This is a genomic window from Bradyrhizobium arachidis (assembly GCF_024758505.1).
In the GTDB taxonomy this organism is placed as follows: Bacteria; Pseudomonadota; Alphaproteobacteria; order Rhizobiales; family Xanthobacteraceae; genus Bradyrhizobium; species Bradyrhizobium manausense_C.
On sequence record NZ_CP077970.1, the window covers coordinates 4,852,666 to 4,875,074 of the forward strand.

The following is a 22,409-nucleotide window of genomic DNA, read 5'->3' on the forward strand; positions in this document are numbered from 1 at the left end:
TACCCGCGTGCGAGCGAATTGGTCTGGCAAGTGCCGTCAAATCCATCTCATCAGGAGATTTGCAACGTGGAGTAGTCGGATGATGCGAGGGACGTAACCCAATTTGGTAATGCCCCCTAACCGAATGGGTAGCATTGCTTGCCCCAGTTGGCCGAACCTGCCCAAAAGTATGTGCGTCAAAATGTCTCGCAGGGTTTAGTCAAGCAAAGGCCGTAATATACGACCCCTTCAGTGCACGCGCAAAAATTTTGCGGATAGCGCCAGACAAGCTGCGGTTCGCGGCATTCCCAAGGGGAAGATGATCGCGGTTCCCTGCGAACGAGATGGAAACCAGAGCACCTAGTAGTTCAGCAGACGTTTGCAATCGGAGTTTGATTACAATCGGAGGTAAAAAGAGGGGGCGAGAATGTTGTGGCTCATTTCCTCTAGCGCGCGTTTGCGTACTCTTGTTGTGGCTGTCGCTGCTGGCCTGCTGATCTTCGGCGCCATCGGCATCAGGGACAAGCCGTTGGATGTTGTCCCCGAACTTGCGCTCCCCTCGCTCACTGTGAAGACGGAATCGCTTGGTCTCTCTAGCGCCGAGGTTGAATCGCTGATCACAGTGCCGCTGGAAGCGGATCTGCTTAACGGCGTCCCTTGGCTTCAGCTCATCCAATCGGAATCGATGGCGGGACTCTCGACAATCGAAATGATCTTCGCGCCCGGCACCGATCTGATGAAGGCGCGCCAGATGGTGCAGGAACGACTGACGCAGGCGCACGCCCTGCCGAACGTCTCCAGCCCGCCGGTCATGCTGCAGCCGGTGTCCTCAACCAGCCGAGTGATGAATATCGGCCTGAGCTCGAAATCCGTCTCGCTGATCGACATGTCCATTCAGGCGCGCTGGAACATCGCTCCGCGGCTCGCCGGCGTTCCTGGAGTCGCGAACGTTTCGATCTGGGGGCAGCGCGAGCGGCAGGTGCAGGTGCTTGTAGATGGCCGAAACCTGCTGAAGAAGGGTGTCAAGCTGGAGCAGGTGATCAAGACCACTGGTGAGGCGGTGTGGTCGTCGCCGCTGACCTACCTGAACTCATCCACGCCGGGCACTGGCGGCTTCATCGAAACACCGAACCAGCGGCTCAGCATTCGCCACCAGCTGCCGATCTCCACCGTAGGCACCTTCGCCAAGGTGCCGTTGAGCGGCACGACGGTGCGCGTTGGCGACGTTGCCCTTCTTGCTGAAGGGCATCAGGCGCTGATCGGCGATGCCATCGTCGGCGAAGGGCCGGGCCTAATGCTGGCCATCGAGAAGTTCCCCGGTTTCAACACCTCGGACGTGACGCGCGGCGTCGAGCGCGCACTCGACGAACTGAAGCCAGGGCTCCCCGGCATCGAGATCAACACGGCGATCTATCATCCCGCGAGCTTCATCGAACGTGCGACGCGTAACCTGAGCACCGCCGCAACTATGTCGGTCGTTTTGGTCGTGGTCGTGCTTGGCCTCCTGATTAGCAGCTGGAGGGCGGCCGCTATCGCGCTGGCCGCCATTTCGTTGTCGTTCGTTTCGGCCGTGCTGCTGCTGCAGGCCGCGGGGATTTCGCTCAGCATGATGGTTATCGGCGGGCTCTTGATGGCTTCCGGCGTGGTGGTCCATGACGGCATTCTCGACGCAGACAATCTGCTGCGCCGGCTACGGGCACCTCGCGACGGACAATCGAGGTTCCTCGTCCTCGCCCGAGCGATGCTCGAAACGCGTCGGCCGATGGTCTATGCGTCATTGATCGTCGTGCTCGCGTTGCTTCCCGTCTTGTTCATGCAGAGCCGGTCGGCGGCATTCTTTGCGCCGATGGCGTGGGCCCATATCGCCGCCGTGTCCGTCTCGATGTTAGTGGCGCTGATCCTGACCCCTGCGCTGGCCGCGCTGCTTCTCGTCAATGTCGAACAGAATGCGAGGGGTGATAGGCCGATCGAACGATGGGCCGGAATTCTTGATCGGGTGGGCGACCCCGTCACCCGCTGGCCGATCGCCAGCATCGGCGTCGCCGTTGCGGCAGCGATCGCTTGCGTTGCGATCGTGACCCCTCTGGAACGCAACATGGTGCCAAGCTTCAAGGAGACTGATCTTCTTATCGAGTGGCAGGGGCCGCCTGGCACCTCGCTCCAAGCGATGATGCGCTCGACCGAGGGCTTGATCCAGGACCTCAAGCAGATCCCGGGCGTGCAGAATGCGCACGCCAATCTCGGACGCGCGCTGCTTTGCAATTGCGAGCACGCAACCGACGTGAATACGGGGCAAGTGTGGGTCAACATCGATCCCAAGGCGCACTATGAAACCGTGGTCGATGCCGTGGAAGCCGCCGTCACCGCCTATCCCGGAATGCGCGGGCAGGTCGGGACATACCTGTCGACCAGGCTGCGTGAGGCGCTCACCGGCGATCCGGATTCCATCACCGTGCGCGTGTATGGCAAGAGCCTCGATGTCATTCGCATCAAGGCCGAAGAGATCCGCGCGGCCATTGCGAAGATCCAAGGCATCGAAAACGCCCGAGTCGAACTGCAGGTCGAGGAACCCGCGATCGAGGTCAAGGTCGATGTCGACCGAGCGGCTGATTTCGGCTTGAAGCCTGGTGACGTCCGCAGGGCGACATCCGCGCTGGTCGGTGGCATCACCGTCGGTGCGCTGTTCGAGGAACAGAAGGTTTTCGACGTTGTCGTCTGGGGGCGCCCGGAACTGCGCGACAACATCGAAGACATCCGGAATCTGATGATCATCAGTGAGAACGGGTCTCAGGCTCGCCTTGCCCAGGTGGCCGACGTCCGGGTTACGCCAGCGACCAGCATTATCCGCCGCCAGGGAGCCTCGCGCCGCATCGACGTGCTGGCAAAAGTGGATGAGCGGGCCCTCGGCGAGGTGGCAGAGGACGTCGCCAGGACAGTCAAGCAGGTTGCTTTCCCGTTCGAACATCGGGCCGAGGTGCTGGGCGAATACAAGGAACAGGGTGCCACCCTGCGGTCGATATACGCTTACGTAGTGGCGGCGGCGGTCGTGATGTTCCTGCTCATGCAGGCGGTGCTCCGTAGCTGGAAACTCACTGCATTGTCGCTGCTTGGTGTCCCGATCGCGGTGCTGGGTGGCCTGGCGGTGATCCCGGTTACCGAGGAGGGTACCCTCTCGCTCGGCTCGCTGATGGGCCTGGCGGCGGTGCTTGCGTTGACGGTCCGACAGGGTGTCGGTCTCGTCGCCCATTTTCAGCATCTGCAATTGAACGAGGGTGAGCCGTTCGGTGCGGCGCTGGTGCGTCGAGGAGTTCGGGAGCAGTTCCCGAGCATCGTGACATCATCGATCGCGACGCTCGCTCTAATGCTTCCGTTCGCAGTCATGGGCGACGTCGCGGGACTTGAGATTGCCCACCCACTCGCGGTCGTCGTCTTGGGTGGGGTTGTCACCGCGACGCTTGGAACGTTGCTGATGCTTCCAGCGCTCTACGTGCGGTTTGCAGCCGGCTGGATTAACGACCGCATCGATCTTGAGATGGAGACCGCGTCATGATCACCGAGCGGCTCCTTTCAATTGCGATCAGGAAGGATAAACGTGTCATGGCCCACTTAGGTATATTGGCGGCGGCGATGTCTGCCGCAGTCCTCGCGACGTGCTGTGTCTCAGCTCTGGCCGCGGAAACGACGGGCAACGCGCCTGCGCGAGTGGAAGTCACGGCCGACGCTAAGATCAAGAAGATAACGCTAACGCCGAAGGCGGCGCAACGACTCGGTATTCTGATCGACGAGGTGCGCGCGGACCCGTCGGGGCGGCTCATCGTCCCCTATGCATCGGTTCTCTACGACCTCTCGGGAAAGACGTGGGTCTATATCAGCGCCGAGCCGCTCACCTTCGTGCGCGGACCGGTCGAGATCGACACGATCAAGGGCGACAATGTGTACCTGAGCGACGGGCCGCCGGTCGGCACGAAAGTGCTCGCCGCAGGGGTACCGCAAGTGTTCGGGACAGAGGTGAAGGTAGGTCATTAGGTTGGTTGTCTCCATGACGGCTAAGGCCTGAGGGGGATGTCTTGCGATGATGAAGCTGGTCATAGCATCGAGTCTGCGCTTTCGTTATTTGGTCCTCGCCCTCGGCGTGGTGCTGACTTGGTTTGGCCTGGTGCGCCTTAAGGACGTGCCGGTAGATGTGTTTCCGGAATTTGCGCCGCCGCGCGTCGAGATCCAGACAATCTGCCTTGGGCTCTCATCCGCCGAAGTCGAGCAACTTGTCACCGTGCCGCTGGAAAACGCGCTGAACGGCGTTCCGGACATTGATGTGATGCGTTCAAAGTCGGTGGGGCAGTTGTCGTCGATCCTCCTGATCTTCAAATCCGGCGTCGACGGCATCCGGGCACGTCAACTCGTCAGCGAGCGCATGGCGCTCGCGTCCAAGACCCTGCCGACGTGGGCGGCGCCGCCCTTCATGATGCCGCCATTGTCCTCGACGAGTCGGATTATGAAGATCGGCATCACCTCGCAAGACAAGTCCGTTATGGACCTGTCGATGCTGGCCTATTGGACCATCCGGCAGCGGCTGCTCGGCGTTCCCGGGGTTGCGAACGTCGCGATCTGGGGCGAGCAGCTCAAGATGCTCCAGGTCATGGTGGACCCGAACAAGATGGCGGCGGCGGATGTCACGCTCGACCAGGTGCAGGAGGCGGTTTCCGATGCCCTTGACGTCGGTCTCTTGCGTTATTCCCGCGGCGCGCATATCGGCACCGGCGGCTTCGTCGAAACACCCAATCAGCGCTTTCAACTGATCTTTGCCGCGTCCGGCGTGACACCCGAGACACTCTCCAAGGTGCCGGTGACGACCAAGGACGGCAAGCCGCTGTTGCTGAATGAGGTGGCAAACCTTGTCTATGCACCGCAGGGCATGATCGGTGATGCCGTCATCAACGATGGCCCGGGGCTGATGCTCATCGTCGAAAAATTCCCCTGGGGAAACACGCTTGCGGTTACCCGCGGGGTGGAGGATGCGCTGGAGAAAATGAAGCCGGGTCTTCCGGGGGTTGAGATCGATACGACAATCTTTCGACCGGCAACCTTCGTCGAGGACTCCATCGACAATCTGTCACGGGCATTGTTGCTGAGCTGCCTGCTGGTTACGGGAATTATCGTCATCTTCCTCTACGAGTGGCGCACCGCGATCGTCTGCATCGTCGCCATTCCGCTGTCGCTGCTCGCAGCCGCCCTGGTCCTGTTCATGTCGGGCGCGACCGTCAACACAATGACGCTGGCCGGCTTCGTGATCGCGTTGGGAATCGTCGTCGATGACGCGATCCTCGATGTCGAGAACATCATGCGACGCCTGCGTCTCGCGCGGCAGGCGGGCGATGTGCGGAGCACGGCGCGCATTATTCTGGACGCTTCCCTCGAGGTGCGCGCGCCGATCGTCTCTGCGACCCTCATCGTGGTCGCGGCCGTGGTGCCAGTATTGTTCATGCAGGGTCTGACAGGGTCGTTTTTCAAGCCTTTGATTGGAGCCTATGTGCTCGCGATCGCGGCTTCGCTCATCGTGGCGATGACGGTGACGCCGGCGCTTTGCCTGATCCTGCTGGACAACGCGCGGCTCGAGGGGCGCGAATCGCCGCTCGTCGTCTGGCTGCGGCGCCACTACCCGCCGTTGCTCGAGCGTGTCACCCGAACGCCGCGTCCGGCCTTCATCACCGTCGGCGCCGTGACACTGGCGGGGATCGTCGTCTGGCCGTTGCTCGGGCACTCACTGCTGCCGTCGTTCAAGGAACGCGATTTTCTGATGCACTGGGTCACCTCGCCCGATACTTCGCTGCCTGAGATGTTGCGCATCACGACCCGGGCAAGCAAGGAGCTGCGCGCCATTCCCGGGGTACGCAATTTCGGCGCACATATCGGTCAGGCGTTCGCTGCCGACGAGGTCGTCGGCGTCAACTTCGGAGAGAACTGGATCAGCATCGGCAAGGATGCCGACTACGACAAGACGCATGCCAGGATCGACGAAATGGTGGAGGGTTATCCGGGCCTCTACCGCGATGTGCAGACCTATCTGAAGGAGCGCATTCGCGAGGTTCTGACCGGCGCCGGGGAGGCGATCGTCGTCCGCATCTTCGGCCCGGATCTCGACGTCCTCAGGAACAAGGCGGAGGAGGTCCGCGCGGCACTCGCCGATGTTCCCAACCTCGTCAACCTGCACAAGGAGCTGATCGTCGAGGTGCCGCACATTCAGGTCACGCTGAAATTGGAAGAGGCTCAACGTTACGGCCTGAAGCCGGGCGATGCCCGCCGCGCCTCTGCGACCCTGATGGCCGGAGAGGAGGTCGGCGACATCTTCCTCGAGGGACGCACCTATGACGTCCAGGTATGGACCCCGCCGGAATTCCGCCGCAGCCTCGACTCTGTGCGCGGGATGCAGATCGACACGCCGACGGGCCAGCGCGTGCGGCTGGAGCAGGTGGCCGACGTCAGCATTCAGCCGACGCCAAACATTATTAGGCGCGAGGCGAGCTCTCGCCGGATTGACGTGGAGGCGAATGTCCGGGGCCGCGATCTCGCCGCGGTCGCCCAGGATGTCCAGGCGCGGCTGGACAGGCTGTCGTTCCCGCTCGGCTACTACGCGGTGCTGCAGGGCGAATATCAGGAACTTCGAGCCGCTCGCGCACGGCTAGAAATGCTTGGCGTGCTGGCGCTCGCGGTCATATTCGTGCTTCTGCAACAGACGTTTGGCAGCTGGCGGCTGGCAACGCTCAGCTTCCTCACGCTTCCTTCAGCGCTGGTGGGCGGTGTCCTGGCGGCGTGGCTAGCAGGCGGAATCGTTTCCCTCGGCTCGTTGATCGGCTTCCTGACCGTGCTCGGTATTGCGGCACGCAACGGGATCATCATGATCAACCACTTCCAGCACCTTGAACGCTACGAGGGCGCAGTGTTCGGCATGGAGCTTGTGCTTCGCGGGGCAAACGAGCGGTTGCGCCCGATCCTGATGACGACTGGAGCCGCCGGGCTCGCCATTCTGCCGCTGATCATTTTCGGCAACTTGCCCGGCCATGAGATCGAGTATCCGATGGCCGTGGTCATCATGGGCGGGCTCGTGACATCGACGCTGCTCAATCTGTTCATCTTGCCTGCGCTCTATCTCCGTTTCGGCCGTGGCACAGTTGAGCCGGCGATCAATCTAACGGGTCCGGAACCGGTACAGGGGAGAGCCTGATGGCCGAGCACGGGACCAGATTGCGTCGGGAGACCTTGGCCGTCGTTATGGCTCTTGCATGTCTCACGCTTTCCCACAGCGGTGTCACGGCACAGAAGGGCGGTGCCCCCGAGGTCAAATTGGAGGCCTTCGATCGCAATAATTTCGAGAACTCGACCAAGATCGACAACAAATGGTTCCCGCTGCAGCCGGGGATGCAGATGATCTATGAGGGGTTCACGCGAGAGGAAAAGACGCGCGTTCCTCATCGCGTGGTGCAGACAGTGACGGACCTCACCAAGCTCGTCAACGGTGTGCGGGCCGTCGTTGTATGGGATGTCGACTACAAGGACGGCGAGATCCAGGAATCGGAGATTGTTTTCTTCGCGCAGGACAAGGATGGAAACGTCTGGCAACTGGGAGAGCTAGTCGAAGTCTACGAGGAAGGGGATTTCGTCGGCGCCCACGCCTGGATCGCCGGCCTGGAAGGTGCGAGTGCCGGAATCATGATGAAGGCTGACCCGCAGCCCGGGACGCCCAGTTATTCTCAAGGCTACGCGCCGCCCCCGATCAACTGGTCGGACCGCGCCAAGGTAGACCAGGTGGGTCAGAAAACCTGTGTCCCGGTCGGCTGCTACAAGGACGTCCTGGTGATCGCGGAGAGCAGCACGAAGGAAGGGCCTGACGCCCAGCAGCTCAAATACTACGCACCTGGGGTCGGCTACATCCGCGTTGGCTGGAAGGGCAAGCGGGAGAAATTGCGCGAAACCCTGGAGCTCCGCGAGGTCGTCAAGCTCACCCCTGATGTGCAGGCAAAGGCGCGCGCCGAGACCCTGGCAATTGAGAAGCGCGCTTATCTCTACGGTCGCACGCCGCCCGCTGAACTGGCGCAAGGCGAACGAGCACGGGAGGCCAATGAACGATGAGCCAACGGTCCATTAGTGTCGGCTCCTCACGACCTGTCGCCGTGCGACGGGTCCAGAAGCCGTAGGAGTGCATCAGGGAGGGCGACGTGATCACCAAGCACTGCCACAATGGCTGGTTCGCCGCCGCCGCGGCGCTGTCGGTCATCGCCTTCCCGATGAAGACGCTCGCGGCCGAGAATGGCAAGTTCGAACAGCTCTCCGTCTATCTCGAACGCAACATTCAAGACAAAGACGCGGAGATGAAGTTCGAGGTGACAGGCGCAAGTGACGGGTTCACCGCGCTGACGGTTTCAGGGCCCGGCGAGCGAAAGGTCGTCGACGTCAGGACTCCCGACTCGAAACTGGGAATTCGCAAGCTGACGATCGAGTCGCCGGAACCGGCTGATGACCGCATCGTCAAGGCCGACTTCCCGGCGGGCGCGTACCGTTTCGAGGGAAACACGAGCAAGGGCGCGCGTCTGCGCGGTGAGGCACAGCTGAGCCACACTTTTCCCGAGCCGGCCGCGTTCGAATTTCCAAAGGCTGGCCAAAAGGACATTCCCGCCGGCGACCTGACCTTGCGCTGGTCCGTGCCGAAGGGGATCGAGTCCTGCGTCATCGTTATTGAGCAACCCGGCTCGCCCTATGAAATTCGGGCACTGGTGCCGGCGTCGACAAGAACCTTCACGGTACCCAAGGGATTCTTGCGTGCGGGCCAAGCGTACACACTCGCGATCGGTACGGTCGCGAAAGACGGCAATCGCTCCTTCATCGAAACCGACTTCACTACGGCGAGGGGGCGATGATTGCATTCGACTCGTCATCATCAGATCGGCCCGAGACGAACCGGCGATATCTTGAGGCCAGCTTCCGCAACCCCGGGCGGCGGCCGGACCTGCCGCCCGTACCTGAGGGCATCGTGATGGTGGACATAAAGATGAAGCCAGTGGACCGGTGGTCTTGCCTATTCGTCCGTTTGCGTGCCGCGCTCGCCACAGCCGTCGTGCTGTCGGCGGTCGGATTTGTGCCAGGCGGCGCCGGGCATGCGGCCGAGATCAAGGATGCGCCGCGCTGGACCAAGGGCAGCGACTTCTCTTCGCTGAAGGATTGGAGCCTGAAAGCCGAGCAGATTGTCCCGCACGGGGTCAATCCGCTGTATTACCCGATTACGCCGGGCCACAAGCATGCGCTCGAGCGGCCCGATCACCCGGACGGCAAGTATCGCAAGGAGACCGTGGTCCTGAACACCACGGAGGATTTTGACATTCGTGGCATTGGCAAGTTCAAGACGTCAGTCGTGCAGGATGAGGAATATCTCGACGGCGTCCTCACCCAGCGCACGCTCAATTGGCTCGCCCTCGACAAGGCCACCAACAATGTTCATTCGTTCGGCGAAGTGAGTTGGAAAATCACGGACGGCAAACCGAGCTTCACGGGCACATGGCGTGCCGGCGACCCCGACGGCGACGGCGTCGCTGAACCGGGTTTGTTGATGCCCGGCACCTTCAAGGTCGGCGAGCGCTACATCTTCGCCGGCAGTCGGAGCACGGCCTATGGCGGCGCCGAGAACATGGAAGACGGCCTTCAAATCACTGTCCCTGCAGGGACGTTCAAAGGCTGCGTTCGGGTTCGCGAGCAGGGCCTGATCGACCTGAAGGACATCAGCGACAAGGTCTGGTGCCCGGAGGTCGGCATCGTGAGCGACACTTCCGACGGCAAGCTTGTCATTTCCAACGCGCTTCCCTCGAGCAATCAGGCCTCCAACGTCTCAAGTATCGGCAAGCTGCGCGACAGGCCCGGGAAGCAGAAGGCAGCCGCGGCGACGAAGATTACGGCCGAAGAGGCCAAGAAGATTGCGCTGCAGCGCGTGTCCGGAAAAGTCACCGACGTCACAATCGAGAGGAAGAAGGGCAAGAACGTCTATGTGGTTGAGATCCAGACGGGCAGCAGCGAGGTAGACGTCCTCGTCGACACTGAGACGGGAAAGATCCTTGGAACGGAATGACATGGAGACAAGTCCGCGCCGATGGTGACAGCACAAGATCGGTCGTGCCGACTGAACGGCATGCGAGTCCGGTACCTACTCTGTTGGAGAGCACCATGAAGGAGATCATTTTCGCAAGCCCGCTCGCCGTCCTCCTTACGCTATCCACGGCCGCCGCGCAGACGCAGGCGCCAAAGGGCCTTGGCACCGAGGAATTCGGCATGTCGCCACGCGAGCTCGTTCAGGCAATCGAAAAGACCGAGCAACTGATCGCACGCTGCATGACCGAGCAAGGCTTCCAGTACGTGGCGGCCGACCACAACACCGTGCGGGCGGGTATGTCGGCGGACAAGATTCTGCCAGGCCTCAGCGAGGAGGAGTTTGTAAACCGCTATGGTTTTGGCATATCGACCTTCTATACGGGTCTGCCGCCTCAGCTATCGACCGGCTATAGTCCCGCCCGCGTCGGCCTCGGCGAGCGCAATGTACAGATTTTCCGCTCGCTTTCCCCGGCCGATCAGGTCGCCTACAACCGCGCGCTGCTGGGTGAGGAGGATTTGAACTCCACCTTCGCGGTCGCGCTGGAGAACGAAGATCTGTCGCGCACCGGTGGCTGCACGCGCAAGGCGGTGGCAGAGATGTTCAAGCCCGACCAGCTCAAGGCCAGCCATTACAATCCGCAGGACGCGCTGATCAACAAGGACCCGCGCATGAAGGCCGCGCTTTCGTTTTGGCAGCGCGAGATGAAGAAGGCCGGATACGAGTATGGTCACCCGGACGAGATCGAACCCGACCTGCGGAACCGACTGAACGCTCTGACCGAGGGTGGCAAGCTGTTGGTTGCCAAGATGTCGACGGACCAGAAGACCGCTCTGCGAAAACTGCAGGATTTCGAACGCGGGGTGGCGGTCAAGAGCTTCAAGATGTCGGAGGAGGTGTTGAAGCCGATCGAGGAACGAATCCAGGAGGAGATGTTTTCCCGGAAGGTGCAATGAGATCGATTGCTACATCAATTTGCTGGTCTTTCCCGGACTGGCGGCTGCAGGTAATCTCCCGTCGTGGTCGGTCATCGCGGCGGGGGACGACGCAGTGCTCTAGCGAGCATGGTTCGTGCGATGCCAGTGTCGGGGAGGATTGGGCATGGTCGCGAGCCGGGTGAATGTTCTCTGGGGCATCCTGGGCCTTGTTGGCGGCATGGCACTTGGTGCCTGGTACATGGGTTCCAGGATCCAGTCGCCGGCAGAGGTTGCGGCTCGCACCGCGCCGCCCGAGCCCTCCGCGATCCTCGTGCCCGTGGAGTCGCGTTTGCTGAGTTCAGACGTTGTCACCCGGGGTACGGTCCGCTTCGGGCTTCCGCAGCCGATTTCGATCGCGCCTTCCACCGTCAAGGGTGGTGCGGGATTGATCTCGTCGCTGCCGCGGCCAAACACGCAGTTCAAGGAAGGCGACGTGATCATGTCCGCGTCTGGCCGTCCAGTCTTCGTCCTGCGTGGCGCGGCTCCGGCCTTCCGCGACATGTCGCCGGGAACGAGCGGGGGCGACGTGCAGCAGTTCGAGGAGGCGTTGGCCCGACTCGGCTTCGATCCGGGACCAGTTGACGGCAATTACGATCAAAAGACGTCCCTTGCGGTTGAGCGCATGTATCAAAGGGCAGGGTGGGACGCGTTCGGACCAACGCGCGATCAGCGCGCCGCCGTGGCCGCGCTTGAGCGAGACTGGTCGGATGCCTCGCGAAGCCGGCTTGCTGCCGAGAGCGCGCGCGACACGGCCGTCAAAGCGGTCGCCGCTGCGCGCGCGATTGCGGATCAGAACATTCGCCAGGCCACGATCGACAGCGCGGCGCGCTTTGGGACCGGCCGGAAGCTGGCGGACGCACGAACCGGCAAGTCCCTCCTGGTGGAAACTGAGCGTGCCAAGGGCACATATTCCGCCGCCATGGCCGACGCCGATGTCAAGACGCAGATGGCCGACCGCGCTCTGGTCGTTCTTGATCCGCGCCAGACCGAGATGACCAAGGCAGCCGCCGAGGCCAAGTTGAGAGTGGCGCGCAGCGCGCAGCGCAAGGCGCGGCTGGAGGCAGAGCTTGCGATCGACAGTGCGACGCGCGAAGCCAGTCTGGCCGACGAACGGATTAAGGCCGCCGAGGGCGCCGTGCAGGCGGCGCGCCTCGAAGGCGAGCGCAGCGTGCGAGCGGCGCAAGAGCAGCAAACGCTGGCCGAATTTGACGTCAAGGTCGCAGCCGAGCGATACGAGCGGCTGGACCGCGAGCTCGCGGCGGCGCGGGCGAAGCTCGGCGTCCAGGTGCCGGCGGACGAGGTGGTGTTCATTCCGTCGCTGCCGATCCGCGTCCACGAGGTGACCGCCTCCGTTGCCGGCAACGCGTCCGGGCCGGTGATGAGTGTGACGGACAACGAACTCAGCATCGACTCGCAACTGCCCATCGAAGCCGCACCACTGGTGAAGCCCGGAATGAAGGTCGCCGTTGACGAGCAGGCGCTTGGCATCAAGGCGAACGGTGTCGTTGACACGGTGGCGAATACGCCCGGCACGCGCGGCGTGGATGGCTACCACTTCTATCTCGGGGTCAAGGTGGAGAGCACGCCGGTAGCCTTGGCGGGTTTCTCCGTTCGCCTCTCAATTCCGATCGAAACCACCAAGGGCGCGGTCATCGCGGTGCCGACGAGTGCGGTGTCGCTTGCCGCCGACGGAACATCGCGCGTGCTGATTGATCGCGGCGGCCACCAGGAATACGTCACTGTGCAACCAGGACTTTCCACGGGTGGTTATGTCGAGGTCAACGCGCCCGATGGGCGGCTCGCCCCAGGTCAGATGGTGGTGGTGGGCTACAAGACGGCGGAGCCAACGACGATGAAATGACGTTCACCGCAACCATACGCCGAGCCTCGCCGATCGAAACGGTTTCCACCGATCCCGATCATGTGCTCGACCTGCGTAAGGTGTGCAAGCAATTCGGGACCGATCCGATCGTCAACGCGTTGGTCGATGTCGATCTCGTGGTGCGGCGCGGAGAGTGGCTGTCGATTACCGGCCCGTCAGGCTCGGGGAAATCGACACTGTTGAATATGCTGGGCTGCCTCGACCGGCCAACCAGCGGAGAGTTCCTTCTTGACGGTATCGAGACGACGAAGCTGAGCGAGAACAAGCGGGCCGGACTGCGCAGCCGGCGCATAGGGTTCATCTTCCAGTCGTTTCATCTCCTGCCGTATCGGACCGTCCTCGAGAACGTCATGCTGGCGGAAGTCTACCGCCGGCACGCCGGACAAGGGCGGCGCGAGCGGGCGATGGCGGAAATTCGCCGCGTCGGCCTCGCTCATCGGGCGGATTTCCTGCCTTCCAAATTGTCGGGCGGCGAACGGCAACGGGTAGCGATCGCCCGGGCCCTGATGGGCTCGCCGAGTTTGCTGCTGTGTGACGAGCCGACCGGCAATCTAGATTCCAAGAACACCGAATCGATCCTCGACTTCCTGACCGAGTTGAACAAGGAAGGAATGACGATCGTCGTCGTCACGCACGACGAAAACGTGGCGCGCCGCAGCTCGCGGCGAGTCAACATGAAGGACGGTCAACTCCTTGGTGGAGGCGAGCCGTCAACATCATCTCCATCCAAGCCGCGCATTGCGGCGTCGGGAATCACGACGCGGGACCTCATCGCGGAAGCAATCGCTGGTGCGATCGCGCGGCCGGCCCGCATGGCCCTAACTGTGCTTGGCATCGTGATCGGCATGTCGGCGCTCGTCGCGACCGTCGGCCTCACGCGAACCGCAGGCAACCGCATCATCAGCCAGTTCGATCAACTCGCCGCCACCGAACTCTTCATTTCGGCACGGCCAGGCGGCGCCACCGGCACGATTGATCCGCGTGCCATTCCGTGGGACGCGCCGGAGCGACTCGCCCGGCTGAACGGTGTGGTGGCCGCAGGTCTGCTGAGCGACGTCAATGTCCACGACATGCTCGTCAGCGCCTCGCCCGTGATCGATCCGGTCAATCAGACGGCAATCAGGCTGGCGGTGCGGGCGGCCTCGCCCGATCTGCTTCGCGCCGTGCGCGGCGAGCTCGCCTCGGGACGGTTTCTGGACGATGGGCATTCTGTCCGCGCCGACCGCGTCGCGGTCCTCGGCCCCGATGCCGCGCGCCGCCTGGGCATCGGTGGGGTCGAGCGGCTGCCCGCGATCTATGTCGGCGATGAACTCTACCTCGTGATAGGTGTCCTCCGCGATGTGGTGAGAAAGCCCGAACTGCTCGGCTCGGTCATCATTCCCGAGGGCACTGCGCGACGGTATTTCAGCCTCTTCGGGCCCGGCCTCGTTGTCGTAGAGACGAAGATTGGTGCAGCGTCCCTGATCGCACTTCAGGCGCGGCCGGCGCTGCGGCCGGATGATCCGCGCGCCCTTCGCGTGCAATTGCCTCAGGAGCCGCGACGCGTGCGCGATGACGTGCAAACCGACCTCAATGTCATGTTCCTGCTTTTGGGTGGCCTCTCGCTCGTGGTGGGCGCGCTCGGGATTGCCAATATTACACTGGTGGGCGTGATGGAGCGGACGGCGGAGATCGGATTGCGCCGCGCCATTGGTGCGACGCGCCGGCATATCGCGGCACAGTTCCTTGTTGAGAGCGCGTCCATGGGGATTGTGGGAGGACTGCTTGGATCCAGCATCGGCGTTATGATCGTCGTTGGCGTCTCAGCGTACCAGGTCTGGACACCGGTGCTCGATCCGCTCGCTCCTTTGCTGGCGCCTGTTGTCGGCGGCGTGATCGGTCTTCTGTCCGGAGTATATCCCGCCTCGCGCGCGGCTGCGCTGGAGCCGGCCGAAGCGCTCCGGGTCTAGTTCAGACATCCAGGAGGAGTTTGGCGCGGCCCGGTCCGAGTTTGCAGCCCGCTCGAAGACGCCGAACGCGCAGGAGAAGTCATTGATGGAGGTGCGCGGATTGCACCCGGTTCGCCATCTCGGAGGGAAAGTTAGCGATTGATCCGACCGACGACATCACGCCGACAAAGGGCGGCATGAAGAGCAGTGGCCACATGGACGTGGGAGCCGCAGATGGCGCTGTATCGCGGAGTAGTAGCTCAGACCGTAGGTTTTTTGGCGGGAGAAAACGAAAACCCCAAGAACATCAAGAGAGTTGACCGGACACCCCTTCCGCCAGGACATTGTTCCCCGTTATCGGAGGGGAAAATAGCACGGTAAGACAGTTCTATGCGGAGAGACGGGTCTCTTCATCGATCGCCGTCTGGAGCGCGCGGCAGACGCGGTCGACGGCCTGCTCGGGCATGTTGGTGTGGAAGGGGAGGGCCAACGTGCTGGCAGAAACGCGTTCGGTGACGGGAAACTGGCCGCGCTTGTAGCCGTAACGTTCGACGAAGAACGGCTGAAGGTGGATTGGCGGGAAATAGTGTCGGGTCGGGATGCCCATCTCGCCCATCCGCGCCGCGATATTGTCCCGGGACATCCCGGACTCCAGCCGCACGATGTAGACGAACCAGCTCATTCGTGTGGCGCCGGCGGTCGGAGTGAGCACTCTGACGCCGGCGATGTGCGCCAGGCGTTCGCCGTACGTCTCGGCAACCCGGGCGCGCCGGGCCAGCAGATCCTCGATTCGCGAGATCTGCGAAAGGCCGAGCGCCGCGCTCATTTCGTTGAGGCGGTAGTTGAAGCCGAGATGATGATGCTCAAGCCATTCGTTGCCCGCGCGTCCATGGTTGCGCAAAGCGCGCAACTCGCGATCCCAATTCGGATCGTCGGTGACGATGATGCCGCCTTCGCCTGTCGTCATCTGCTTGTTCGGGTAGAAGGCGAAGACGGCCGCCTTCCCGAATGTGCCGACCTTCCGTCCCGCGAATTCGGCGCCGATCGCCTCGCAGGCGTCTTCGACCACGGTCAGTCCACGCCGATCGGCCGTCCGGCAAATCCTGTCCATCCGCGCCGACCGGCCGAAAACGTGAACCGGCAACAGAGCAGTCGTGCGATCGGTCAGCGCGGCCTCGACCGCGTCGGGATCGATGTTGAAACTATCCTCGTCGATGTCGACGAAGACGGGGCGCCCCCGCTCATAAAGGATACAATTGGCCGATGCGATGAAGCTGTAGGGCGAGGTGATGACTTCCGCACCGTCCTCCGCCTTTGCCGCGCGCATGCACAGATGCAGGCCGGCCGTCCCGCTGGCGACCGCGATCGCATAGCGCGTGCCGACATAATTGCGTACGGCTTCCTCGAACTCATCGATACAGGGGCCGATGCTCAGCCGTCCGCTGCGCAGAACGCGTGTCACGGCCTCGATGTCGCGCTCGGTGATATCCGGCTGCGACATCGGGATGTGAAACTCGCTCATCGCAGCCTCCGCGCCGGCGTGCCGGCCACCATCGTTCCGGCGCCGGCCGCCCTCAATCGTCTCATTACCGGTCAACGGCAGAGCGCTCCATGCTCTCGAACGGAACCCGCCATGATCCGCGGCAGTCGGAGAGTCGATGAACGCTATAGGGCCCCCAAGGCCGCTTGGATAGTGGCATCAACCTCTGCGTCGGCAAGGACGAGGGGGCGGGAATCCAAGCGAAGCCCGCTCCATCGGCGAAGGAAATCAACGCCTGCTGATGAAAGGAGCACGCCGAAAGCTCATCAGAGACTTTCAATCGGCAAAATCGTGTATGAACGGGTCGCATGATCGCCAATTCTGACAAATCCAGCGAAATCGATCCGCTTTCGGCCCAGAACGACAAGATATTACCGTCGGCGGCGGCCGAGCCTCTAAGGCGCGAATTCGAGACAATGCCCGGTCGTGGTGGGCTCAAAGTCTGCCATCTCGTCTCCTCCACCAACGGCGCGCGCTGGGCGGTCGAGCAACTCACCTGGTTGCGTGACCGCTATGGGCATGATGTCACAGCGGTCGTCAGCGGGCCGCAAGGGTCCTTGATCGAGATGCTCAGGGATGCCGGCATTCGGATCCACGTCGAGGAAGGCTTCGGCGTATATGACAGCGTCGCCTCCGTGCTACGGCTGCCCTTGACGGTCTGGCGGCTTGCACGCTGGCTGAGGCGCGAGCGGTTCGACGTCGTGCAATCGCACCTGTTTTTCGCGATGATCGCGACACGGTTCGCCGCCTGGTTTGCCGATGTCCCGGTGCGGCTCGCGATGTACGCCTCACCCTTTCACCTGGAGGTGCCGCGGACGCTGTGGATGGATCGACTGGCCTGGTGGATGGATACTCGCCTCATCGCATCCTGCCAGTACACCGAAGATATCTTTGCCCGTCTCGGCGTCGCTTCTCGGCGTCGCGCGCTGATCTACTACGGTGCGGACAATGACCAGTATGATCCGGAGCGGACGCGGCCGGTCGATCTGCGCGCCGAATATGGCTGGCCATCATCGACGAACGTCGTTGTGAAGGTCGCCTATTTCTATGCGAGGCTCTCCGACAACGATTGGGTGCCCGCGGTCATCCGCGGCAAGAGCCCGAAGGGATTCGACGACCTCATTGCCGCCACGCCGCGCATCCTTGCGGAATTCCCCGATACCAGGGTCGTTCTGGTCGGGAACGGCTGGGGCGAGGGCGGCACCGCCTACATGCAGGAGATGCGGCAACTGGTCGACGAACTCGGTCTTTCCGAGAAGATCGTGTTTGCCGGCTTCCGTCGTGACACGGCCGGCATCCTGCGCGGCGCTGACGTGGCGGTGCAGGCATCCCTCTACGAAAACATTGGAGGCGTCATCGAGTCGCTGATGGTCACGTGCCCCACGGTTGCGACTTCGGTGTGCGGCATGGTCGATTGTGTGATCGACGGAGAGACCGGCATTCAGGTGCGGCCATCCGATCCGGCCGATCTCGCGCGCGGCATCAAGGTCATGCTCGCCGATCGGGTCCGCGCCCGCGCATTGGCCGCAAACGGACACCGTCTCATGCAGGAGCGGTTCAGCCTTGCGCGCACCTGCAAGGATCTCGATCAGCTGTATCGCTCCGAGCGATCGGCCACGCGCCGTCGTTTCTATAATCCGCTCGTGAGCGTGGGGCGTTGCCTTGTCGGCATTCCCGTTCTCGCCTGGTTCGTGGGGCGCGTCGCCTACCGGGACTTCTATTTGCCGTCGCACTGGCCGAGCCATCGCAATCGGCTGCAGCAGGCGCTTGACATGTCCCTCGGTCTCAAGACCAACTGGCGCCCGTTAGCCGGACCGCCATTATTCGTGCCGCTGCGCGTTCGGTTGGCGAAATTCATGCCGCTGCGCATCCGGCTGGCGAATCGCCGCGTCACGGCACGTCTGTACCTGGCGCGCTGGCGCCTCGAATGGCCGATGTATGTCCGCATGTACAGGCAGCGCCTCGTTGCCGCGATCCTGGCCGTCGTCGCCCCGATCCGAGGACGCCTGATCACCGCCTGCTTTCGGTTGACGCGCTGGCGGCTCGAGGCGCCGATGTATACGCGCATGTACCGGCACCAGCTCGCGTCGTGGCTCGGCAGCCGCGCTCCCGGTTGGGGCGTGCTGCGGCGCCTCGCCGGATTGAAGCGGAGGTTGCTGCCAAAACCTCTCCTGGAGACAGCGTCATATGCGCCCGCGGTCGAACCGGCTGTTCGCGACGAGGTCAAATGATGCTCGGCCCGGTGAGACATCTCCTGCGTCCGGCGACGCAGCCAGCTTTCAAGCCCGGTGCGCAACACGGCGTTCCGTCTGCGCGGGCCGCTGCGCCGGAACTGGCGGGCATTCCCCGGGGTTGGCTCCCGCCGGGCAAGAAGGCAGCCGTCGTGTTCACGATCGACGATGTCCATCCGGGCACGTCTCGCGACAGCTACGAAGCAGGCGGCGATCTCGGGCATGGTCAGCTTCGCTTTCTGCTTCGCCTGCTTGCCACCCATTCCAGGCTCCGCGCCACGCTGTTCGTGACGGCAGATTGGCGCGCAAAGCTGCCCTCGGTATCGCGGCCTCGCATCATGAATGTTCCGGGACTGCGGCGCCTGTGGTGCGAATGGAATACGCTGCCCGCGGGCACAATGCGCATCGACAGATTTCCGCGTTTCGTCGAATTCCTGAAGGGCCTGTCAGGGGTCGAGATCGGCCTGCACGGATTGACTGACAATCGGCGGCGCCATCCGACCCACCTCGAATATCTCGATGCGAGTGAAGCGGATTGTCGCCGCAGTCTGGCACAAATTTTCGAGATCTTTCACGGCGCGGGTCTGCCGTTCGTGCCGGGAATGTCGCCGCCGGGTTGGCATGTCGGCCCCGAGCTTGCGACGGCCATGCGGGAGGCGGGACTGACCTTCGTCGGCTCCTCGCGCGATCTCGTGAGTCCCGTGCATCGGGGAGCGATCAGCAACATGAGCGGCCTCACCGGCACGTCGTTGATCGAGCCGCAATGGGTGTACGGCGGCCTCTTGAACTTCACGACGAACTACCAGGCGACCTCGACGATCGACCGGGCCAAGGCCATCGTGGACAATGGCGGCCTGCTCGCGATCAAGGCCCATGTCATCAAGAAGGCCGGAAGCCACGTTGCACTCGACGGGCTCGACGAGGAATATTGCGATCATCTGCACGTCTTGTTCGATTACCTGGAGACCGTCGGGGCCGATCTGTGGTGGACCAGCATGGGCGAGATCGCGGCGCGCTGCGTTGCCGCGCAAGAGGCTGAGGTCCCGGCCCGCGAGGCGAATGATCCGTGAAGATCAGCATCAACCCGGCCGGCTTTGAAGCCGAACATCTGTCCGCGTTGAACCGGTCGTTCGGCAACTGGGGCGAGGCGGGTCGCCTGCGCTGGTGCTTCGCAAGAACGTCCTCGCCGCTCCCGGCCGATGTCGTCGTCGCCGAACTGAACGGGACTGCGATCGCCGGGACGGGCATTTCCTATCGGCGGCTGATGACGTCCAGCGGCCGGACAATGCTGGCCGGCATTTTCACGGCGGCGTGGTCGTTTCCGATCAAGTCCGCCCGCGGCGCCTACATGCACGTGATGGCGGAAGCCACGCGTCGGATCGCTGAACGCGGCGGTGCCGTCGCGCTGGGGTTCATGCCGCAGAACAAGTCGAGCGGTCATCAGCTCCTGCGCGCGGGCGCGATGGCCGCCACGACGGCCTACGTCTCGATGTCGGGGCGGTCGCATGGGGAGAGGTCGAGCGGATTGAAGCCTTGCCTGCTGACGAGCGCGCTCGTCGAAGAGCTGTTCCGTCGCGCCAACAAGCGCGCGGAAGGGGGCCTGAAATTCGTCTATTCCGACATCGACGAGTTCGTCGACCAGTTTCTCGAGCGGCACCATCCGGTTCAGGTGTTCGTCGATGCAACGGATGGCTACTTCATCTTCGAGCGCTTGCCGCAGGCGATGAACCTGCTTGCGGCTCTGCCGGCCGATCGTGCTGCGCACCCATGGCGGCAGCACTTCGCGGAGGCGGCCCAGCTGGCGACCTCGCAGAAGTGCGGGCTTCTTGCCTATGCTTCGAACGAAGTCGTCGTATCCGAAGCTGTTGCGGCCGGTCTGGTGACGAAGCCCGGCTTCATGACCGTGACCATCGCGAACCCTTTGGCCCTGTCGGCCGCCTTGACCGCTCCTGCGGACGAGGACGCTGCCGCGAGCGCTTGTCTTGCGATGTTGAGGGTCCTTCACGTCGAGAACGGAGACCGGATGTAGGACGTTTCGGACCTTGTTCTTGATGCAAAGAGGCCGCCTGGAAGGCGGCCTCAGTCTTGGAAGCGCTGATCTAATTGCGTGTTGAAATAAGACCGCAGCCAACCCTAAAGCTGCGACCAGCCCCGGGTTCAACAATCGATCGGAAATGAAACGTTCTGCCCGGCGTTTGAAGGCTACCGAGGCCAGCCGGCGTCGGTCTTAACAAATGTCAATCCAATCAAAAAAAATCGACCAGCATTGCGCGCCCTGCGTGTTCAATAGTGAACTTAACGTACTGAGCACCTGATCTAGGCTGACCCGGCTTGGTTTACCCAAATACGCCAGGCAAACTGACGGCCCCGGCATAGGGGTGTGCTGGGGCCGTTTCCTTCCGCCATCGTGCGGGATGTGATGGGCGGTTGGCCATGTTTAACGACGCACTCTTTGATGAGTTGAGACAGCTGGAGCGCGATGTCGTCGATGCTGAGCGGCGGCTGGCCGAGCAGGAGGCGCTGATCGTTGACCTGAAACGGCAACATCAAGATGCCAGCCGCGCCCAAGTCGAACTGGAAATCGCCGAGCTGGAAATCATGCGCGAGAGCCAGCGGCAGCGTCAGCAAGACCGACAGCGGCTCCTGTCGCTGCTGCAACGCTAGAGGCCCGGCGTTGGAGCGGCTCCTGGCCTCGGCACCTGTCAGCAGTCGCACAAAAGTGCCGCCCTCGTGCGCTTCAGACCAGCCGCGTTCTTGCGCTTAGGCGGGGCGGGGCCGAACACTGGAACGAATACTCCCGGCGCTCTGGCGAGCTCATTTGGCACACGACCGGGAACGAGGGGGAGCGACTGCCGTTCCGCCAATCTGGGGCTTGGCTCCAGAGTGTCTGCACTTGCGGTCCCGGCGCCCGGCTGGGACCGCCTTTTTTTTGAGTCGAGCGAGAACGAAGGTCTGAGAGATTGCAGGCTAGACTTGATCAGGACCCGACCATGGACAGCGCCGAAGACGGCCCCAGCGGTGGGATTCGCTGGGGCCGTCCGGCTCCAACAGTCGTGCTTCGGTCCCGCATTTTGGAGATAAGTCCCGAAGCGCTCGGACAACATGCTTGTCTGTCGCGCGTTCCTTTTCGAGCCGCGACTATTCCTCGCTTTGCTCGCGGTCGTTTCGACAGGCCTCAACTTCCGGGCGACCGATCGCGCTTTCGAACACGGCGAGCTGAAGCTGGCGCCGCTCATGTCCGAATTGATCCTGCAGAAAACGACGATGCTCTGGAAGGTTTGCTTCGATCGCAAGTTGGGCGCGGGCGAACGGCGATTTGCCCGACGCGTCAAGCGCGATTCGTAAAATCCTAAGGCGCCGCGCCGACCGTCACGGCTACTTTGCATGGGGTTGTTTTCGACGTTTGGTTCGGCGCGGTCCCCTAGGGCCGGCTCACAGCCCTGCCGCCGCCCCATGAGGGCCTCAGCGCCTGCACGAGAGCGGCAAGCGCACCGGGCTGCGCAGCCGATCGGGCCTCGAGCGCTTCGGCCGCCATGCGGCAATCATTGGCGACCTTCAACAGCCCGATCCGGGCAAGGTCGAAGGTTTCGAGCACCGCCTGTTCCAGGCACACACGTTCAAGTCGGCGGAACTCCCTCAACTCTCTGTCCATGCGCGCTCTCCCCGAGGATGCACAAAGCAGGCGCGATTCTTCTTAACGAATGGTAAACTGCGGTCCGAGCCGACGTCCCGGAGCAAGCGGGCCT

The 22,409-nt window shown here is 62.7% G+C and carries 15 protein-coding genes; 13 read left to right on the top strand and 2 right to left on the bottom strand.

Annotation, left to right across the window (positions count from 1 at the left end; all coding sequences use genetic code 11):
- Positions 1-406: 406 nt before the first annotated feature.
- From KUF59_RS22420 to KUF59_RS22460, 9 genes are all read left to right on the top strand, one after another.
- Positions 407-3,529 (top strand): efflux RND transporter permease subunit, encoded by a 3,123-nt coding sequence (locus KUF59_RS22420; RefSeq protein WP_212461116.1) that lies wholly within the window; start codon positions 407-409, stop codon positions 3,527-3,529.
- The gene (locus KUF59_RS22425) at positions 3,526-4,005 is read left to right on the top strand and encodes an efflux RND transporter periplasmic adaptor subunit (protein WP_212461117.1); all 480 of its coding nucleotides are present in this window, start codon (positions 3,526-3,528) and stop codon (positions 4,003-4,005) included. Before KUF59_RS22420 ends, KUF59_RS22425 begins: the two co-directional genes overlap by 4 nt.
- Positions 4,006-4,051: 46 nt before the next feature.
- A complete protein-coding gene (locus tag KUF59_RS22430) occupies positions 4,052-7,198 on the top strand; it encodes an efflux RND transporter permease subunit (protein ID WP_212461118.1) in 3,147 nt (1,048 codons plus the stop codon).
- Complete coding sequence (locus KUF59_RS22435) at positions 7,198-8,103, top strand: hypothetical protein (RefSeq protein ID WP_212461119.1); 906 nt, start codon at positions 7,198-7,200, stop codon at positions 8,101-8,103. The genes KUF59_RS22430 and KUF59_RS22435 overlap by 1 nt, the downstream gene beginning before the upstream one ends.
- An 86-nt stretch (positions 8,104-8,189) precedes the next feature.
- Complete coding sequence (locus KUF59_RS22440; RefSeq protein ID WP_212461120.1) at positions 8,190-8,888, top strand: hypothetical protein; 699 nt, start codon at positions 8,190-8,192, stop codon at positions 8,886-8,888.
- Positions 8,885-10,087 carry a PepSY domain-containing protein gene (locus KUF59_RS22445; protein WP_258767173.1) on the top strand — a complete coding sequence of 401 codons (1,203 nt, stop codon included), beginning with the start codon at positions 8,885-8,887 and terminating at the stop codon, positions 10,085-10,087. Before KUF59_RS22440 ends, KUF59_RS22445 begins: the two co-directional genes overlap by 4 nt.
- Before the next feature lie 95 nt (positions 10,088-10,182).
- Positions 10,183-11,061 carry a hypothetical protein gene (locus KUF59_RS22450; protein ID WP_212461121.1) on the top strand — a complete coding sequence of 293 codons (879 nt, stop codon included), beginning with the start codon at positions 10,183-10,185 and terminating at the stop codon, positions 11,059-11,061.
- Between the two features lie 145 nt (positions 11,062-11,206).
- A complete protein-coding gene (locus KUF59_RS22455; RefSeq protein WP_212461122.1) occupies positions 11,207-12,943 on the top strand; it encodes a peptidoglycan-binding protein in 1,737 nt (578 codons plus the stop codon).
- Positions 12,940-14,913 (top strand): ABC transporter ATP-binding protein/permease, encoded by a 1,974-nt coding sequence (locus KUF59_RS22460; protein ID WP_249140628.1) that lies wholly within the window; start codon positions 12,940-12,942, stop codon positions 14,911-14,913. The genes KUF59_RS22455 and KUF59_RS22460 overlap by 4 nt, the downstream gene beginning before the upstream one ends.
- A 367-nt stretch (positions 14,914-15,280) precedes the next feature.
- Here KUF59_RS22460 and KUF59_RS22465 read toward each other — a convergent pair whose 3' ends face one another.
- The gene (locus KUF59_RS22465; protein WP_212461123.1) at positions 15,281-16,414 is read right to left on the bottom strand and encodes a DegT/DnrJ/EryC1/StrS family aminotransferase; all 1,134 of its coding nucleotides are present in this window, start codon (positions 16,412-16,414) and stop codon (positions 15,281-15,283) included.
- 326 nt (positions 16,415-16,740) lie between these two features.
- On the opposite strand from KUF59_RS22465, the gene KUF59_RS22470 reads away from it, so the two are divergent.
- From KUF59_RS22470 to KUF59_RS22485, 4 genes are all read left to right on the top strand, one after another.
- Complete coding sequence (locus tag KUF59_RS22470) at positions 16,741-18,663, top strand: glycosyltransferase family 4 protein (protein WP_212461124.1); 1,923 nt, start codon at positions 16,741-16,743, stop codon at positions 18,661-18,663.
- Positions 18,660-19,733: a polysaccharide deacetylase family protein gene (locus KUF59_RS22475; RefSeq protein WP_258767174.1), complete on the top strand. Its 1,074-nt coding sequence runs from the start codon at positions 18,660-18,662 to the stop codon at positions 19,731-19,733. Before KUF59_RS22470 ends, KUF59_RS22475 begins: the two co-directional genes overlap by 4 nt.
- The gene (locus KUF59_RS22480; RefSeq protein WP_212461126.1) at positions 19,730-20,692 is read left to right on the top strand and encodes a hypothetical protein; all 963 of its coding nucleotides are present in this window, start codon (positions 19,730-19,732) and stop codon (positions 20,690-20,692) included. Before KUF59_RS22475 ends, KUF59_RS22480 begins: the two co-directional genes overlap by 4 nt.
- Before the next feature lie 404 nt (positions 20,693-21,096).
- A complete protein-coding gene (locus tag KUF59_RS22485) occupies positions 21,097-21,327 on the top strand; it encodes a hypothetical protein (protein ID WP_212461127.1) in 231 nt (76 codons plus the stop codon).
- A gap of 757 nt (positions 21,328-22,084) precedes the next feature.
- Here the strand turns inward: KUF59_RS22485 and KUF59_RS22490 are convergent.
- Positions 22,085-22,315, bottom strand: a complete 231-nt coding sequence (locus KUF59_RS22490) for a hypothetical protein (RefSeq protein ID WP_212461128.1) — start codon at positions 22,313-22,315, stop codon at positions 22,085-22,087.
- Between the last annotated feature and the right edge of the window lie 94 nt (positions 22,316-22,409).

Excerpts from the sequence above, each read along its gene's own strand:
- KUF59_RS22420 (WP_212461116.1), top strand. The coding sequence starts at position 407 with ATGTTGTGGCTCATTTCCTCTAGCGCGCGTTTGCGTACTCTTGTTGTG.
- KUF59_RS22425 (WP_212461117.1), top strand. The coding sequence starts at position 3,526 with ATGATCACCGAGCGGCTCCTTTCAATTGCGATCAGGAAGGATAAACGT.
- KUF59_RS22430 (WP_212461118.1), top strand. The coding sequence starts at position 4,052 with ATGATGAAGCTGGTCATAGCATCGAGTCTGCGCTTTCGTTATTTGGTC.
- KUF59_RS22435 (WP_212461119.1), top strand. The coding sequence starts at position 7,198 with ATGGCCGAGCACGGGACCAGATTGCGTCGGGAGACCTTGGCCGTCGTT.
- KUF59_RS22445 (WP_258767173.1), top strand. The coding sequence starts at position 8,885 with ATGATTGCATTCGACTCGTCATCATCAGATCGGCCCGAGACGAACCGG.
- KUF59_RS22450 (WP_212461121.1), top strand. The coding sequence starts at position 10,183 with ATGAAGGAGATCATTTTCGCAAGCCCGCTCGCCGTCCTCCTTACGCTA.
- KUF59_RS22455 (WP_212461122.1), top strand. The coding sequence starts at position 11,207 with ATGGTCGCGAGCCGGGTGAATGTTCTCTGGGGCATCCTGGGCCTTGTT.
- KUF59_RS22460 (WP_249140628.1), top strand. The coding sequence starts at position 12,940 with ATGACGTTCACCGCAACCATACGCCGAGCCTCGCCGATCGAAACGGTT.
- KUF59_RS22465 (WP_212461123.1), bottom strand. The coding sequence starts at position 16,414 with ATGAGCGAGTTTCACATCCCGATGTCGCAGCCGGATATCACCGAGCGC.
- KUF59_RS22470 (WP_212461124.1), top strand. The coding sequence starts at position 16,741 with ATGATCGCCAATTCTGACAAATCCAGCGAAATCGATCCGCTTTCGGCC.
- KUF59_RS22475 (WP_258767174.1), top strand. The coding sequence starts at position 18,660 with ATGATGCTCGGCCCGGTGAGACATCTCCTGCGTCCGGCGACGCAGCCA.
- KUF59_RS22485 (WP_212461127.1), top strand. The coding sequence starts at position 21,097 with ATGTTTAACGACGCACTCTTTGATGAGTTGAGACAGCTGGAGCGCGAT.
- KUF59_RS22490 (WP_212461128.1), bottom strand. The coding sequence starts at position 22,315 with ATGGACAGAGAGTTGAGGGAGTTCCGCCGACTTGAACGTGTGTGCCTG.